Source organism: Kocuria sp. U4B (assembly GCF_054875615.1).
On the sequence record NZ_CM142180.1, the window covers coordinates 1,188,122 to 1,203,766 of the forward strand.

13 protein-coding genes and 1 pseudogene are annotated in these 15,645 nt (G+C 74.5%); 8 read left to right on the forward strand and 6 right to left on the reverse strand.

The window, feature by feature from the left end:
• Nucleotides 1–70: 70 nt before the first annotated feature.
• Nucleotides 71–1,351, forward strand: coding sequence for a DUF6882 domain-containing protein (locus ACYSMR_RS05640; protein ID WP_461747614.1), 1,281 nt, complete (start codon nt 71–73; stop codon nt 1,349–1,351).
• 21 nt (nt 1,352–1,372) lie between these two features.
• Nucleotides 1,373–2,305: an EamA family transporter RarD gene (rarD, locus tag ACYSMR_RS05645; RefSeq protein ID WP_251332882.1), complete on the forward strand. Its 933-nt coding sequence runs from the start codon at nt 1,373–1,375 to the stop codon at nt 2,303–2,305.
• Between the two features lie 141 nt (nt 2,306–2,446).
• On the opposite strand, the gene ACYSMR_RS05650 is transcribed toward rarD, so the two are convergent.
• The 5 genes from ACYSMR_RS05650 to ACYSMR_RS05670 form a co-directional block, all read right to left on the reverse strand.
• Entirely contained in the window at nt 2,447–2,596 is a 150-nt protein-coding gene (locus ACYSMR_RS05650; RefSeq protein WP_251332881.1) for a methionine/alanine import family NSS transporter small subunit, read from the reverse strand.
• Nucleotides 2,593–4,377, reverse strand: a complete 1,785-nt coding sequence (locus ACYSMR_RS05655) for a sodium-dependent transporter (RefSeq protein WP_461747615.1) — start codon at nt 4,375–4,377, stop codon at nt 2,593–2,595. Before ACYSMR_RS05655 ends, ACYSMR_RS05650 begins: the two co-directional genes overlap by 4 nt.
• A gap of 86 nt (nt 4,378–4,463) precedes the next feature.
• On the reverse strand, nt 4,464–5,543 hold the full coding sequence (locus ACYSMR_RS05660; RefSeq protein ID WP_461747616.1) for a polyprenyl synthetase family protein: 1,080 nt from the start codon (nt 5,541–5,543) through the stop codon (nt 4,464–4,466).
• A gap of 11 nt (nt 5,544–5,554) precedes the next feature.
• Nucleotides 5,555–6,850 carry a geranylgeranyl reductase family protein gene (locus ACYSMR_RS05665; protein WP_309125903.1) on the reverse strand — a complete coding sequence of 432 codons (1,296 nt, stop codon included), beginning with the start codon at nt 6,848–6,850 and terminating at the stop codon, nt 5,555–5,557.
• Nucleotides 6,847–7,563, reverse strand: coding sequence for a demethylmenaquinone methyltransferase (locus ACYSMR_RS05670; protein WP_461747617.1), 717 nt, complete (start codon nt 7,561–7,563; stop codon nt 6,847–6,849). The genes ACYSMR_RS05665 and ACYSMR_RS05670 overlap by 4 nt, the downstream gene beginning before the upstream one ends.
• Nucleotides 7,564–7,688: 125 nt before the next feature.
• On the opposite strand from ACYSMR_RS05670, the gene ACYSMR_RS05675 reads away from it, so the two are divergent.
• From ACYSMR_RS05675 to ACYSMR_RS05700, 6 genes and pseudogenes are all read left to right on the forward strand, one after another.
• Nucleotides 7,689–9,143, forward strand: coding sequence for an isochorismate synthase (locus tag ACYSMR_RS05675; RefSeq protein ID WP_251332877.1), 1,455 nt, complete (start codon nt 7,689–7,691; stop codon nt 9,141–9,143).
• A gap of 100 nt (nt 9,144–9,243) precedes the next feature.
• Nucleotides 9,244–10,219 (forward strand): annotated as a pseudogene (locus tag ACYSMR_RS05680) (IS481 family transposase).
• Between the two features lie 139 nt (nt 10,220–10,358).
• Nucleotides 10,359–11,183, forward strand: a complete 825-nt coding sequence (locus ACYSMR_RS05685; RefSeq protein ID WP_461747618.1) for an ABC transporter substrate-binding protein — start codon at nt 10,359–10,361, stop codon at nt 11,181–11,183.
• A gap of 46 nt (nt 11,184–11,229) precedes the next feature.
• Complete coding sequence (locus ACYSMR_RS05690; RefSeq protein WP_461747619.1) at nt 11,230–12,066, forward strand: ABC transporter substrate-binding protein; 837 nt, start codon at nt 11,230–11,232, stop codon at nt 12,064–12,066.
• A 76-nt stretch (nt 12,067–12,142) separates the two neighbouring features.
• On the forward strand, nt 12,143–12,937 hold the full coding sequence (locus tag ACYSMR_RS05695) for an amino acid ABC transporter permease (protein WP_251332874.1): 795 nt from the start codon (nt 12,143–12,145) through the stop codon (nt 12,935–12,937).
• 10 nt (nt 12,938–12,947) lie between these two features.
• A complete protein-coding gene (locus ACYSMR_RS05700) occupies nt 12,948–13,763 on the forward strand; it encodes an amino acid ABC transporter ATP-binding protein (RefSeq protein ID WP_461747620.1) in 816 nt (271 codons plus the stop codon).
• A gap of 107 nt (nt 13,764–13,870) precedes the next feature.
• Here the strand turns inward: ACYSMR_RS05700 and menD are convergent, their stop codons facing one another.
• Nucleotides 13,871–15,574 carry a 2-succinyl-5-enolpyruvyl-6-hydroxy-3-cyclohexene-1-carboxylic-acid synthase gene (gene menD / locus ACYSMR_RS05705; protein ID WP_461747621.1) on the reverse strand — a complete coding sequence of 568 codons (1,704 nt, stop codon included), beginning with the start codon at nt 15,572–15,574 and terminating at the stop codon, nt 13,871–13,873.
• Nucleotides 15,575–15,645: the final 71 nt, after the last annotated feature.

Here is a 15,645-nt window from a genome sequence, read left to right on the forward strand (position 1 = left end):
GGGGCCGGGGACGCACCGGGCGCTTCCGCGGTGACGCCGGGGCGCGCGGGAGAATTGCTAGCCTTGGCGCATGACGAAAACGCTGCAGGACCTGATCGACGAGTCGATCTTCATCTCCACCGAGTACCAGGCCAGGCTGGCCGAGCTGACCCAGGGCGCCGGGTGGGACGTCGACTTCTCCGCGCCGGCGTTCACCCTGCAGACCGAGCCCCCCGTGACCCTGACCCCGTACCTGCTGGGCACCGACTCCGCCTCCCGCGGGTCGTGGATCTGGTCCTGGCAGGAGCTGGGGCACTTCCCCGCCGCCGTGGTCTCCGCCGCGGTCCAGGCCCGGGAGGCCGGCACCCGGCTGGGCGTGGCGGAGCTGTCCACCGACGAGCTGCCCGTGGCGGAGGGCCTGGCCCGCCGCCTGACCCTCGCGGCGAAGGCCGTCACGGGGATCTACGCGCACTACCCGGCGACCGCCGGCGGCGGGGTGACCGCGTGGCTGCTGCTGGAGGGGCCCGAGTTCGAGCTGTCCGAGCTGACCGTGGAGCGGATGATGCGGGTCATCGCGGAGGCCCTCACCACGGACACCGCCGTGGACCACAACCTGGCCGTGGACTCCTACGCCAAGCTGCGCGGCGCCCACATCGAGTGGGACACCGAGGCCACGTGCGTGGTGACCGTCGCCGACGGCGCCCAGCGCTTCTGGTTCGACGACCACCAGATCTCGGGCGTGGAGCCGGCCGAGCCGTCGGTCGGCCCCGAGATCCTCGCGGACCTCGCCGCGAACGCCCGGGCCCGCGCCGCCACCCTGCGCGAGGACCGCGCGGCGGCGGAGGCCACGGCCGCCCGCCGGGAGGCCGAGCCGCAGCGCGCCGCGGCGCCCGCCGAGGCGCCGGCCCCGCAGCCCGCCGCGCCGGTCGAGGAGACCGTGCCGGCGTCCCCGGAGCAGCCCGAGCCGCTCGAGGTGCCGGACTTCGTGGAGACCGAGCACGCCGAGCGCCCGGCCGAGCGGGAGCCGGAGGAGCAGCCGGCGGCCTACGCCGGGGCGGCCGAGGCCGACCTGCCGTTCGACCAGGAGCCCTCGGACCGCGACGTGCGTCCCGGCCGGGTGAGCACCACCGTGGTGCCCGGCCCCGAGCCCGTCCGGGCGGAGCCGGCCCGGGCGGCCGCCCCCGAGCGGGTGGCCGAGCCCGTCGCGGAGCCCGTCGCCGAGCGGGAGGTCGAGCGCGAGGTCGTCGCCGGCCCCGGTGTCCCCGGCAGCGCCACCGCGGAGCCCGTGGTGGACGGCGAGGAGACGGCCGAGGAGCGCGAGGAGCAGGCCGAGCGCAAGAAGGGCTTCTTCAGCCGGTTCTTCGGGCTCTGAGCCCGGGCGGTACCCTCGAGCGTGACCGCATACAACACCGCACCCGGCCCGGGTCCCGACGCGCAGGCGAGGACCCGGGCCGGACTGCTGTCCGGGTTCGGCGCCTACGGCATCTGGGGCCTGCTGCCCCTCTACTTCGTGCTCCTCGAGCCGGCCACCCCGGTGGAGATCGTGGCGATGCGCGTGCTGTTCTCCCTCGTCTTCTGCCTGGCCGTGCTCGCCCTCACCGGCGGGCTGGGCCCGCTGGGCCGGGTGCTGCGCTCGCCCCGCACGATCGGGGCCCTGACCGTGGCGGGCCTGCTCGTGGGGAGCAACTGGTTCCTGTACACGGTCGCCACGACCACGGGCAACACGCTGGAGGCCTCCCTGGGCTACTTCATCAACCCCCTGGTGGCCGTCCTGCTGGGCGTGGTCGTGCTGCGCGAGCGGATGCGCCCGCTGCAGTGGGCGGCCGTGGGCGTGGGCCTCGCCGCCGTCGTCGTCATGGCGGTCTTCTACGGCGAGGTGCCGTGGCTGTCGCTGGGCCTGGCGTTCTCCTTCGGCTTCTACGGGCTCGTGAAGAACATGGTGGGCGGGGCCTACCCGGCGATCGTGACGCTCACGGTCGAGACGCTGGCCCTGGCCCCCGTCGCCGCCGCCGTCGTCGGGTCGCTGGCGGCCCGGGACCGGCTGAGCCTCGCCACGGAGGGGACCGGGCACTTCCTGCTGCTGCTCTCGTCCGGCGTGATCACCGCCGTGCCGCTGATCCTCTTCGGCGTCGCCGCGACCCGCCTGCCCCTGAGCACGGTCGGCATGATCCAGTACGTGGCCCCGATCATGCAGTTCCTCCTCGCCGTGCTGGTGCTCGGCGAGCGGATGCCGTTCGTGCGCTGGGTGGGCTTCGGGTTCGTGTGGTGCGCCGTGCTGCTGCTGGTGCTCGACGCGGTGCGCGCCCCGCGGGCCGTCCGCGCCTGACGGCGAGCCCGCCCCGGCCACGGGCGGTGACCGACCACGAGGAAGGACCGGGCACGAGGAAGGGCCGAGCACGAGGAAGGGCCCCCGGCGCGGTGCGCCGGGGGCCCTTCCTGCGTTCCGGGCCTGGGGCCCGGGAGCGGATCAGGTGGTGCGGACGTAGTCGTCCGCACCGAAGCCCTGGTCGTCGTCGGGGACCTCGGGGGTGCGCCTGAGGTGCACCAGGGCGGCGACGAAGCCGCCCCACACCGTCAGCACGGCGATGAGCATCATGACGATCGCGACGGGGGTCATCGGGGGTCCTCCTCGGTCCGGGTGGGGGTGGTGGCGCCTTCGGCGCCGGACGTCCAGGGCGCGGTCCCGGAGGGCTCGGCCGCCGCGTGCCGGCCGGAGGAGGACGCGACGGTCCCCTCCTGGACGGTGCGGTAGGAGAACTCCTGGTCCAGGGCGGGCGTGCGCAGGGCGGAGTCCGACCAGCGGGACAGCGGACTGCCGTGGCGGAGCCGGTGCCGGTCGACGTGGGCGTCGAGGATCGCCGGGGACGGGCTGAGCTCGGACGCCCGGGAGGCCGCCGGCCAGGGGAGCTTCGAAAGCAGGTACGCGATCACGACCAGCCCGATGGCCATGCCCCAGCCGAACGTGCCGACGAACCACGTGGGCATCCCGCCGTAGCCCTCCGCGATGGTCGTGGTGAGCGTGTCGATGAGGATGTAGCCCAGCACGATCGGCGTGATGCCACCGGCCACGACCATCCACGTGCGGCCCAGCTTGAAGGACGACACCGAGTTGAGGTGGTCCCGCAGGGTCGGCAGGGCGGAGAAGCCGGCGGTCAGCAGCATCACGGAGACCAGGGCCGCGGCGACGATGCCGAAGTTGTTGACGAAGGCGTCCGTCACGTCCAGCAGGTTCAGCCCCGTGGTGGTCGGGAACAGCAGCAGGGAGATCACGGTCATCGGCAGGACCACCCCGATCACCGCGGTGCGCCGGCGCAGGCCCAGCTTGTCCTGGACCCCGGCCACGACGACCTCCGCGATCGACACGAGCGAGGTGAAGCCGGCGAAGGTCAGGGAGGCGAAGAACAGCACGCCGATGAGGGTGCCGAAGGGCGCCTCGGCGATGATCGTGGGGAACGCGATGAACGCCAGGCCGATGCCCGAGGTGGCGACGTCGCCCACGGCCACGCCCGCCGTCGAGGCCATGAAGCCCAGCGCCGCGAAGACGCCGATGCCCGCGAGGATCTCGAAGCTCGAGTTGCCGAAGCCGACCACGAGCGCCGAGCTGGTGAGGTCCGTCTTGGGCTTGAGGTAGGACGAGTAGGTGATCATGATGCCGAAGCCCACCGACAGCGAGAAGAAGATCTGCCCGTAGGCGGCGACCCACACGGCGCTGTCGCCCAGCGCCGCCCAGTTGGGCGTGAAGAACGCGTTGAGTCCGTCCGTGGCGCCGGGCAGGGTGAGCGCGATGACCACGATCACCAGGAACATGACCACGAGCAGCGGGATGAGGATCAGGTTGACCCGGCCGATGCCGTTCTGCACGCCGAGCAGCAGCACGACGAGCAGCGCGATCCAGGCGATGCCCGTGGCGAGGAGCACGCTGGGGATGAAGTCGAAGCCGACCGTGACCTCCTCGGAGACCTGCATGAAGTCGGACATGAAGAACGCGGCGGGGTCCGCGCCCCAGGCCTTGTTGAACGAGAACAGCGTGTAGAGCATCGCCCAGCCCAGGATGAGGGCGTAGTAGACGGCGATCACGAAGCTGATGCCCATCTGCCACCAGCCGATCCACTCGGTCTTGGGGTGCAGGCGGCGGAAGGCCAGCGGCGCCGAGGCGCGGAAGCGGTGGCCAACGCCGTACTCGAGCATGAGCAGCGGGATGCCGGCGGTGAGCAGCGCGACGAGATAGGGGATGATGAACGCGCCGCCGCCGTTCTCGTAGGCGACGTAGGGGAAGCGCCAGATGTTGCCGAGGCCGACGGCGGAGCCGATGGCGGCGAAGATGAAGACCGTGCGGCTGGAGAACGCCTCGCGAGACGTGTTCTTGGCGACGGGTCCGGGTGGGGCTTGTTGGCTCATGGGTCGTCCTCGGGTGCGGTGGATGGTACGAATGCACCCAGGTTAGTCGCGTGTGGCCGTGCGCCGCACCGGAGGACGGAGGCGGGTCAGGCCTCGCGGTGGACGACGGCGTGCGCGAAGGCCACGAGCGCCCGCTTGGCCACGGAGTCGGGCAGGGGCGCGAGCGCCGCGATGGCCTCGTCGGCCCAGTGCCGGGCGATCCGCCAGGCCTCCTGGGTGGCCGGGTGCGCGGCGAGCGCGGCGACCGCCCGCGCGAGGGCCTCGTCGGAGGTCAGGTCGCAGTCGAGCAGCTCGACGGCGGCCCCGGCCTCGGCTTCGCCCTCGGCGGCCATCCGGCGCAGGATGAGCACGGGCAGCGTGGGCACGCCCTCGCGCAGGTCCGTGCCGGGCGTCTTGCCGGAGACCTCGTCCGCGCCGACGACGTCGATGACGTCGTCGGCGAGCTGGAACGCGATGCCGACCTTCTCGCCGTAGTCCACCATGACGTCGACGACGTCCTGCTCGGCGCCGGCCAGCGCCGCCCCGAAGTGCCCGCACGCCGCGATGAGGGAGCCCGTCTTGCCGGCGAGGACGTCGAGGTAGTGCTCGAGCGGGTCCTGGCCCTCGCGCGGGCCGACCGTCTCGTGCAGCTGACCCAGGACCAGGCGCTCGAAGGTGTCGGCCTGGATCTTGAGGGCGCGCTGGCCGAGCTCGGAGACCATGGAGGAGGCGCGCGCGAAGATGAGGTCGCCGGTGAGGATGGCGACCGAGTTGCCCCACACGGTCTGGGCGGTCGCCACGCCCCGGCGCAGCGGCGCGGAGTCCATGACGTCGTCGTGGTAGAGGGTGGCGAGGTGGGTGAGCTCCACGACGGCCGCGGCCTCGAGCACGGCGTCGTTGATCCCGCCGCCGATCTCCGCCGCGAGCACGGTCAGGAGGGGGCGCACCCGCTTGCCGCCGGCCTGGAGCAGGTGGCGGGAGGTGATGTCGGCGAGCTGGTCGGCGCTGCGCACGGCGTCGTCCAGGCGCTCCTCGATCCGCGCGAGCGCCCGGAGCACGACCGGGCCGAGCCGCTCGTCGGACGCGATGAGGTCGAAGCCGGCGGGCAGCTTGACCTGATCGGCGCCGAGGCCCGTGCCGAGGCCCGCGCCGGGGCCGCTGGAGCTCGGGGAGGAGGATTCAGTCACGGTCCACCACTCTAGCGAGTTTTCGGGGGGCGGGTGTTGCCGGTGGGGGGCGTCAGGGCGTCCAGCAGGGCGATCACCCGGTCCTCCCACGTGTGCGGCGGGCGGTCGGCGAGCTCGGTCATCACCCGGACCACGAAGCGCATCAGCGCGGGCACGGCCATGCCCGTGCGCACGGCGGCCTTCATCACGGCCGGGCTGCCGATGAGCTGGGCGAGGACCCGGCCCTGCGTGAAGTGGGCGCCCCACTCCTGCCGCACCCGCTGCGGGTAGCGGGCGAGCACGAGCTCGCGCTGGGCGGGCCCGTGGGCGGCCGCGGCGGCCACGACGTGCTCGGCGGCGTAGCGGGCGGACTCCATGGCGTTGGAGATGCCCTCCCCGTTGAACGGGGACACGAGCCCCGCGGCGTCGCCCAGCAGCAGCATCCCGGGCACGTGGTGGGGCGTGCGGTTGAACGCCATGGGCAGGGCGGCGCTCAGCACGCGTCCCCGGCGGTGCTCCTCGTCGAAGGTCCACTCGGCGGGCATGGACGCGGTCCACCCGGCGAGCACCCTGCGGTAGTCCAGCGCCCCGAAGGCCGGGGAGGTGTCGAGGATCCCGAGGCCCACGTTGGCCGTGCCGTCGCCGACGCCGAAGACCCAGCCGTAGCCGGGCAGCAGCGCCCCGCGCGGGTCGTGGCCGTCGGTGAGCTCCAGCCACCCCTCCATCCAGTCGAGCTGCGAGCGCGGGGACTCGTAGTACGCGCGCACCGCGACCCCCATGGGCCGGTCCTCCCGGCGGTGCAGGCCCGCGGACACGGCGGCGCGCGCCGAGTTGCCGTCCGCGGCGAGCACGACGTCCGCCCGGTGCTCCTCGGCCTGCCCGGTCCGGCGCCCGGCGTCGTCGACCACGGCGGCGCGGGCGCCGACGACCCGGCCCGCCCCGTCGCGCAGCACCCCGGTCACGGCGCGCCGCTCCAGCACCCGGGCCCCGGCCGCCCGGGCGTGCTCGGCGAGCTGCTGGTCGAAGCCCAGGCGGGTGCGCACGAGCCCGTAGGAGGGGAAGTCGGTGAGCTCGGGCCAGGGCACCTCGACGCTGCGCTGCCGGGCCACGAGGCGCAGGCCCCGGTTGCGGGCGTAGCCGAGCCCGGGCCCGTGCGGCAGGCCCATGAGCTGCATCTCGCGCACGGCGCGGGGGGTCAGCCCGTCCCCGCAGACCTTCTCGCGCGGGAACGCGGTCTTCTCCAGCACGGTCACCTCGATCCCGGAGGCGGCCAGCCAGTACCCGGCGGTGGCGCCCGCCGGCCCGCCCCCGAGGACGAGGGCCCTCATCGGGTGGTGGAGGCGCCCGCGGTGGGCTTGAGCGCGCGGTGCACGGCCACGATGCCGCCCGTGAGGTTGCGGTACTGCACCCCGGTCCAGCCGGTCGCGGCGATCTCGGCGGCGAGGGCCTCCTGGTCCGGCCACGCCGCGATGGACTCGGCGAGGTACTGGTAGGCCTCGGGGTTGGACGCGGCGCGCGCGGCGATCCCGGGCAGGGCCTTCATGAGGTACTCGGTGTAGACGGTGCGCAGCGGCCCGAACGCGGGGGTGGAGAACTCGCAGATCACGAGCCGCCCGCCGGGGCGGGTGACGCGCAGCATCTCGGCGAGGGCGCGCTGGTGGTCCTGGATGTTGCGCAGCCCGAAGGAGATGGTCACGACGTCGAAGCTCTCGTCCGCGAAGGGCAGCCGCGTGGCGTCCGCCTGGACGAACTCGATGTCGGGGCGGCGGGCGCGGCCCACCTCGAGCATCCCGAGCGAGAGGTCCGCGGCGACGACGTCGACGCCCGCGTCCGCGTACGGCTCGGACGAGGTCCCGGTCCCGGCGGCGAGGTCCAGCACCTTCTCCCCCGGCACCGCGCCGACGGCCTCCGCGACGACCTTGCGCCAGCTCCGGGCCCGGCCCAGGGAGAGGATGTCGTTGACGAGGTCGTAGCGGGGCGCCACGTCGTCGAACATGGCGGAGACTTCGTGCGGCTGCTTGGACAGGTCTGCTCGGTTCACCCGCACATTGTCGCACCTCCCCCCGACGCCCCCTCGCGGCCGGGCGGGCCCCGGCCCGTGCCCGGCCCGTGCCCGGTCCGGGGCCCGCACGGGCCTGTCGGCCGTCCGGCTTAGACTGGGGGGCGATGTCTGCCACCGACCCCGCCGTCGCCCCGCCGGTCCCCGTCCTGCACGCGCTCACGGTCTTCCTGTCCGAGCTCGGTGCGGGCCCCCTGCCGGACCTGCGGGACCTGCTGGCCGGCCCGGAGCTGCTCACGTGGACCGTGGACGGCCGCGGCCTGGTGGCCCACGGCCGCGCCGCGGAGCACGCCGTGCGCGGCGCGGACCGGTTCACGGCCGCGCGCGTGTGGTGGGACGACGTGGTCGCCGCCGCCGAGGTCGAGGACCGGGTGGGCGCCCCCGGCACCGGGCTGACCGCCTTCGGCGCGTTCACGTTCGCCGCGGACTCCGCGGCCGCGTCGGGCCTCGTGGTCCCGGAGCTGCTCGTGGGGCGCCGGGACGACGCCGCGTGGGTCAGCCTCGTCGTGGCGGTGGCCCCCGGGACGCCCTTCACGCTGAGCACCGACGACGTCGCCGCCGCCTGGGTGCGCCGGTTCGGCGCGGCCCCCGGGCGCGTGCCCGCCGGCGACGCCCCGGCGGGTCCGCCGGCCGCCGCGCACCTGCTCCCCGGGACCCTCGACGAGCGGGAGTGGACCGAGGCCGTGCGCGAGGGCGTCGGGCGGATCCGCGAGGGACGGCTGGAGAAGCTGGTGCTGGCCCGGGACGTCGTGGCCCGGCTGGACGCGCCCCTCGACCCCGTGGCCGTGGTCCGCGACCTCGCCCACCGCTACGAGCAGTGCTGGACGTACTGCGTCGGCTTCGGCGACGACGCCGGGACGGGGACGGGCCGGCTGGTGGGGGCGACCCCGGAGATGCTCGTGCAGGTGTTCGACGGCGTGGCCCACGCCCGGGTGCTCGCGGGCACGCTGGACCGGGACGCGGTGCCGGCCGCCGAGGACCCGCAGGCCTTCGCGGCCCGCGTGCTCGGCGAGTCCGAGAAGCAGCAGCACGAGCACGGCTTCGCGATCGACTCCCTGGTGGCGTCCCTCGCCCCGTACACGGAGGTCGTGACGACCTCGCCGGAGCCGTTCATCCTCGAGCTGCCCAACGTGTGGCACCTCGCCTCGGACGTCACCGCCGTGCTGCGCCCCGGGCCCGCGGGGGACCCGCCGTCCTCCCTGGAGCTCGCGGAGGCCCTGCACCCCACGGCCGCCGTGTGCGGGACTCCCACCGCCGTGGCGGCGGCCACGATCCCCGAGCTCGAGCAGATGGACCGGGGCCTGTACGCGGGCCCCGTGGGCTGGCTCGACGCGGCCGGCAACGGCGACTGGGGCATCGCCCTGCGCGGCGCGGTGCAGGAGGACGAGCACACCGTGCGGCTCTTCGCCGGCTGCGGCCTCGTGGCCGCGTCCGACCCCGAGGCGGAGCTCGCCGAGACCTGGGCGAAGCTGCGGCCCATGCTCCAGGCCCTGGGCCTGCGCCCGGCGGCCGCGGCCGCAGCGGCCGCCGGGCGCGGGGCCCCGGAGGCCTCCGCGCTCTAGCTGTACCCGGGCAGGAGATTGGTAGCGCGGTGTTGACGTGAGGAGAGCCTCCGGGTGGGGTGTGGCTTGTCGAAGGCCCACATCCACCACGGAGGCTCCCATGTCCCACGGTAATGCCCGCACCACCGTCCACGGCAGGCTCCTGATCGTGCAGCGCCACCAGGCCGGGATGCCCAAGGCGCACATCGCCGCGGCCATGGGTGTGTCCCGCAAGTGCGTGGCGACCTGGATCGCCCGCTACGAGCACGAGGGTGAGGCCGGCCTGCACGACCGGTCCTGTCGCCCGCACACCACCCCGACCCGCACCCGGCCCGAGGTCGAGCAGCAGGTGCTGGCGCTGCGCCGCACCACCCGGCGGGGTCAGGACTGGCTCGGCCCCGAGCTGGGACTGGCCCCGCGCACGGTGGGGCGGATTCTGCGCCGCCACCGGGTCCCGTACCTGCGGGAGCTGGACCGACTCACCGGCCAGCTCATCCGGGCCTCGAAGGCCACCGCGGTGCGCTACGAACGCGACCGGCCCGGGGAGCTGGTGCACATGGATGTGAAGAAGCTCGGCCGGATCCGAAGACGGCGGCGGCTGGCGGGCGATCGGCCGCGCCCAGGGCAGCCTCACTCGGGACCACGGCACCCGGGTCGGGTTCGACTACGTTCACTCACTGGTCGATGACCATTCCAGACTGGCGTACTCCGAGATCCTGGCCGATGAGAAGGGCGCCACGTGCGCGGGGTTCCTGGCCCGGGCCGCGGCCTATTTCGCCGACTGCGGGATCGAGAAGATCCAGCGGGTGATGACCGACAACGCCTGGGCCTACCGCCATTCCACGGCCGTGCGCGAGGTCATCACTACCCTGGGCGCCAAGCAGGTGTTCATCCGCCCGCACTGCCCCTGGCAGAACGGGAAGGTGGAGCGGTTCAACCGCACCCTGGCCACTGAGTGGGCCTACCGGCAGGTCTTCACCAGCAACGACGAACGCGGCGCTGCTCTTGCCCCGTGGGTCGAGCACTACAACACTGGCAGGCGTCACAGCGCACTCGAAGGCCACCCACCGATCAGCCGCCTGCGACCAACCCAGTGACCGGGTACATCTAGCCCGTGCCCCCGGCCTCCCCGGGCCCGGTCGGCGGGGCGCGGGGGCGCGGACCACGGCGGTCGCGGCGGCACCGTATCCTTGTGACCCGAACACCGTCGGGGCTACCGCCCCGTAGGGCGGCGCCGTGCCAGTGCCGCCGAGCACCCCCGCGCCCACCGGCGCCGACGAGGAGAACCCGCACACGATGCCCGCCGTCCCCCGCCCCGTTCCCGCCCTGGCCCTGCTCGCCGCCGCTGGGCTCGCCCTCACGGGCTGCACCTCCACCGCGGAGGGCGCGGACTCCGCGACCGCCGACGGGCTGACCGTGTGCACCAACTCCCCCTACCCGCCGTTCGAGCTCGAGCGGGACGGGAGGATCGTGGGCTTCGACATGGACCTCGCCGACGAGATCGCCGCGGACCTGGGCGTCGGGAAGACCGTGGTGCAGGCCAACTTCGAGACCCTGGAGTCGGGGGCGGCCCTGGACACCGCCCAGTGCGACGTGGCGATCGCCGGCATCACCGTCACGGACGAGCGCGCCTCCGTCATGGACTTCTCCGAGCCGTACTTCAACGACGAGCTCGCCCTGCTCACGGCGCGGGACTCCGGCGTCGACGGCTTCGCCGGGCTCGGCGGGGCCGCCGTGGGCGTGCAGCAGGGCACGTCCGGCGAGGACCACGCGACCGACCAGGGCTGGGACGTGCAGCAGTACGAGGACGTCGAGCTCATGTTCCAGGCGCTCGAGACGGAGGGCGTGGACGCCGTCGTCGGCAACGTCTCCGCCCTCGGCGAGCGCGCCGCGGCCTCCTCCGACCTCGAGCTGGTGGAGACCCTCGACAACGGCGAGGAGCTCGCCGTGGCCGTACGGAAGGGCAACACCGAGCTCCTCGCGCAGGTCAACAGCACGCTGGAGCGCATCCAGGGCGACGGCACCCTCGAGCGGATGCGCGCCGACTGGATGGGCCTGTAGCACCGACGACCCCGACCCCGCACCGCACACCCCGGAGGAGATCCGCATGACCCACCCGACGTCCCGCCCGCACCGCGCGCACGCCGCCGCGGCCCTGGCCGCGCTGGCGGCCCTGGCCCTGGCCGGGTGCTCGTCCGGGAGCGCCCCGGAGGACGCCGCCGGGGAGGGCGCCGGCGCGTCGGCCTCCCCGGCCGTGGCCCTCGTGGAGCCCGGCAGCCTGACCGTGTGCTCCGAGTCCAACTACCCGCCCTTCGAGATGGAGCAGGGCGGCGAGATGGTGGGCCTGGACATGGACCTCGGCCGGGAGATCGCCGCGGACCTCGGCGTGGAGATGAAGAACACCACGCTGGGCTTCGAGTCCATCGAGTCCGGCGTCGCGCTGGACACCGGGCAGTGCGACGTCGCGATCTCCGCGCTGTCGATCACCGAGGAGCGCCGCACCGTCATGGACTTCTCCGACCCCTACTACGACAACGAGGTGGGGCTCGTGACCGACGGCGAGGACGGGGTCGACTCGATCGAGACGGCCCGCGAGGAGCAGGTCCCGGTCGGCGTCATGCAGGGCACCGTGGGCGAGACCCAGGCCCAGGAGCTCGGCCTCAACGCGGTGCAGTACGAGGACGCGACCACGCTGTTCACCGCGCTCAGCACGGGCGGCGTGGAGGCCGTGCTCGACGACGTCACCGCGATCGCCGAGCACGCCCAGGACGACCCCGACTTCGTGGTCCGGGACACCGCGGACCTCGACGACCAGCTCGGCATCGCGGTGAAGAAGGGGAACACGGCCATGCTGGAGCAGGTCGACGCGACCCTGGACCGGATCGAGCAGGACGGCACCCTCGACCGGATCGTCGAGCAGTGGATCCCCGCGCACGAGAACTGACCGACGCGCCGGCGCCCCGGGCCCGGGGCGCCGGCCGAGCCACCGACCACCCGTACCAGCGAGAACGGACCCATCCATGGCCATGACCATGCACCAGAGAGCCCGGGTCAGCCGGGGCATCCAGTACGTCCTGCTGATCGTCGCCGTGATCGTGCTGATCGCGATCGCCGACTGGCCCCTGCTGATCGAGAAGGTGTTCAACCCGGACATCGCCGCCCAGCAGTTCCCCGGCATCATCGCCGTCGCGCTGAAGAACACCCTGATCTACACGCTGCTCGGCTTCGTGGTGGGCCTCTCCGGGGGCATCGTCCTCGCCCTGATGAAGCTCTCGTCCGTGGCGCCCTACCGGTGGCTCGCGACCCTCTACATCGAGTTCTTCCGCGGCGTGCCGGCCCTGCTCGTGTTCCTGGCCTTCGGCTACGGCATCCCCCTGGCCTTCGGCGTGCGCTTCAACCACTACGTGACCGTCATGATCGCCCTCGGGCTCGTGGCGGCGGCGTACATCGCCGAGTCGCTGCGCGCGGGCCTGCAGGCCGTCCCCAAGGGCCAGTACGAGGCCGCCCGCTCCCTCGGGATGTCCCACGCCCGGGCCATGGTCACCATCGTCATCCCGCAGGCGCTGCGGATCGTGCTGCCGCCGCTGACCAACGAGGTCATCCTGCTGACCAAGGACTCCTCGCTCGTGTACCTGCTCGGCATGGGCGTGGCCCAGTACGAGCTCACCAAGTACGGCCGCGAGGCCATCTCCGGGGCCGGCGCCGGGCTGACCCCGCTGGTCGTCGCGGGCGCCTGCTACCTCATCATCACGGTGCCCCTCGGCATCCTGACCCGCCGCTTCGAGTCCAAGACCGACCGCATGAAGAAGTCCTAGGAGCCCACCGATGAGCACCGCACACCCCTCCACGCCGCAGCCCGGGCCCGCCGACGGCCTCGCGGGCGCCGCCTCCGTCGTCGTCGAGGACCTGCACAAGTCCTACGGCTCCCTGGACGTCCTCAAGGGCATCTCCCTCAGCGTCGGGGCCGGCCAGGTGGTCTGCCTCATCGGCCCGTCGGGCTCGGGCAAGTCCACGCTGCTGCGCTGCGTGAACCTGCTCGAGGTCCCGCAGCGGGGCCGGATCACGATCGGGGACTTCGAGGTCACCGACCCCGAGGCCGACGTCGACCGGATGCGCCGGCACGTGGGCATGGTCTTCCAGCAGTTCAACCTCTTCCCGCACCTGAACGTGCTCGAGAACTGCACCGTGGCCCAGGTCAAGGTGCTCAAGCGGGACCGCGCCGAGGCCGAGCGGGTGGCCCGCGGCAACCTCGAGCGCGTGGGCCTGGCCGAGAAGGCCGACAGCATGCCCGGCCAGCTCTCGGGCGGGCAGCAGCAGCGCGTGGCCATCGCCCGCGCCCTGTCCATGGACCCGGCCCTGATGCTCTTCGACGAGCCGACGTCGGCCCTCGACCCCGAGACGGTCGGCGACGTCCTGGCCATCATGCGCGACCTCGCCGCCGAGGGCATGACCATGCTCGTGGTCACCCACGAGATGGCGTTCGCCCGCGACGTCGCCGACAAGGTCGTGTTCATGGACGGCGGCGTCGTGGTCGAGGAGGGGCCGGCCGCGGAGCTGATCGGCAACCCGAAGGAGCCCCGCACCCAGAGCTTCCTGTCCCGGGTGCTGAACCCGACCCAGGTCGAGACCCCGGAGCACTGACCGCGCCCTCGGCACCGACCGCGCTCCACCGGCCACGGGCCCGTCGTCCTCGGACGACGGGCCCGTCCTCGTCCCCGGCCCGCCGGGCGGCTCCCCGGGGCGGGGCCTCAGGCGCCGCCGACCTCGACCGCGGACCGGATCCGGGCGTGCAGCCCGCGCAACCCGCGGCGCTGCACCGGGACCTCCACGACCGAGCGGCCCCGCACGGGCGCGGCCAGCGCCTGCTCGAGATCGGCGAGGGTCTCCGCGCGGCGGTGGGCCACGCCGTAGCCCGCGCACAGGGCCTCCAACCGCGCCGTGTGCGGGGTGCCGAAGAAGCGTTCGACGGTCTCCCGGTACTCCTCCTGCTCCCCCAGCTGCCCGTGCTCGAGAGTCGCGAAGATCCCGCCGCCGCCGTCGTTGAGCACCACGACCTGCAGGTCGGGCTCCCGCTCGCCGGTGCCGAGCAGCAGGGAGGAGGCGTCGTGCAGGAAGGTGAGGTCCCCCAGGAACGCCCGGACGGGCCGGCCCGTGCCGAGGGCGGCGCCGGCGGCCGTGGCCACGGTCCCGTCGATCCCGGCGAGGCCGCGGTTGGCGACGACCGTCGGGGACGCGCCCGCGGGGCGCGCGGCGAGGTCGAGGTCCCGCACGGGGTTGGAGGAGCCCGCCACGAGCACGGCCCCGTCCCGCCGGCAGGCCTCCCACAGCCGGGCGGCCACGGCGGGACCGGTGGGCGGGCCGGCGGCGAGCAGCCGCTCGAGGGCCCCGTCCGCGGCGGCCCCGGCCTGCTGCCAGGCGGCGAGCCACCCGGGGGCGCCCCGGCCCGTGAAGGCGGCCGCCGCCGCCCAGTCCGCCAGGGGCCGCTCGCGCCGGCGGCCGGGCTCGTACCAGGCCACCGGCCCGGGCTGGAGGACCGCGGTGGCCACGCCGGGGCGGGCCAGCAGCGCCGCGACCGGGCGGGACAGGGTGGGCCGCCCGACCAGCAGGACGCGCTCGATCCTGCCCCCGAGGGCGGTGCCCAGCAGCAGCCGGTACGCGGCCGGGGCGTTCGGGCCCGAGCGGGCGTTCGACGACGGCTCCGCCAGCAGCGGCAGCCCGAGGGCCTCGGCGAAGCGGGCGGCGTCCGGGCCGGCCCCGTCACCGGCCACGACCACGGCGCGGCGCTGCTCCGCCCCCGGGTCCGGCTCCGGGACGGGACCGGCGGCGACGTGCGAGGGGGCCGGGGTCCCGGGCGCAGACGCCGGCAGGACGTCCGCCCAGGCCGCGAGCACGGGACCGTCCTCGGGGCCGGGGTGCAGGGGCTCGCGCAGGGCCACGTTGAGGTGGACGGGGCCCACCGGGGCAGGACCGCCGGGGCCCCGGCCGGCCAGGGCGGCGACGGCGGCCGCGAGGCGGGCGGGCCCGTCGTCGTCCCCGGGGACGAGGTCGACGGCGGCGCGCACGTGGTCCCCGAAGATCCCCGGCTGGCGGGTGGTCTGGTTGGCGCCGGTGCCGCGCAGCTCGGGCGGCCGGTCGGCCGAGACCACGACGAGGGGCACCTCGGCGTGGTCGGCCTCCATGACCGCGGGCAGCAGGTTGCCCACGGCGGTGCCCGAGGTCGTCACGACGCCGGCCGGTCGCCCGGTCGCCCGGGCGATGCCGAGGGCAGTGAAGGCCGCGCCGCGCTCGTCGACGCGCACGTGCACCTCCAGGGCCCCGGCGGCGTGGGCGGCCGCCGCGGCGTAGGCCAGCGGGGCGGAGCGGGAGCCGGGGGCGACCACGAGGTGGCGCAGGCCCGCGGCCGCGAGCCGGTCGAGCACGGCGCGGGCGGTGTCCAGGGAGGGAGTGCTCACAGTGGTCCAGGGTAGCCCCCGGACGCACCCGGTCCCCGGCCCGCCGACGGGCGGACCGGGGACCGGGGCGG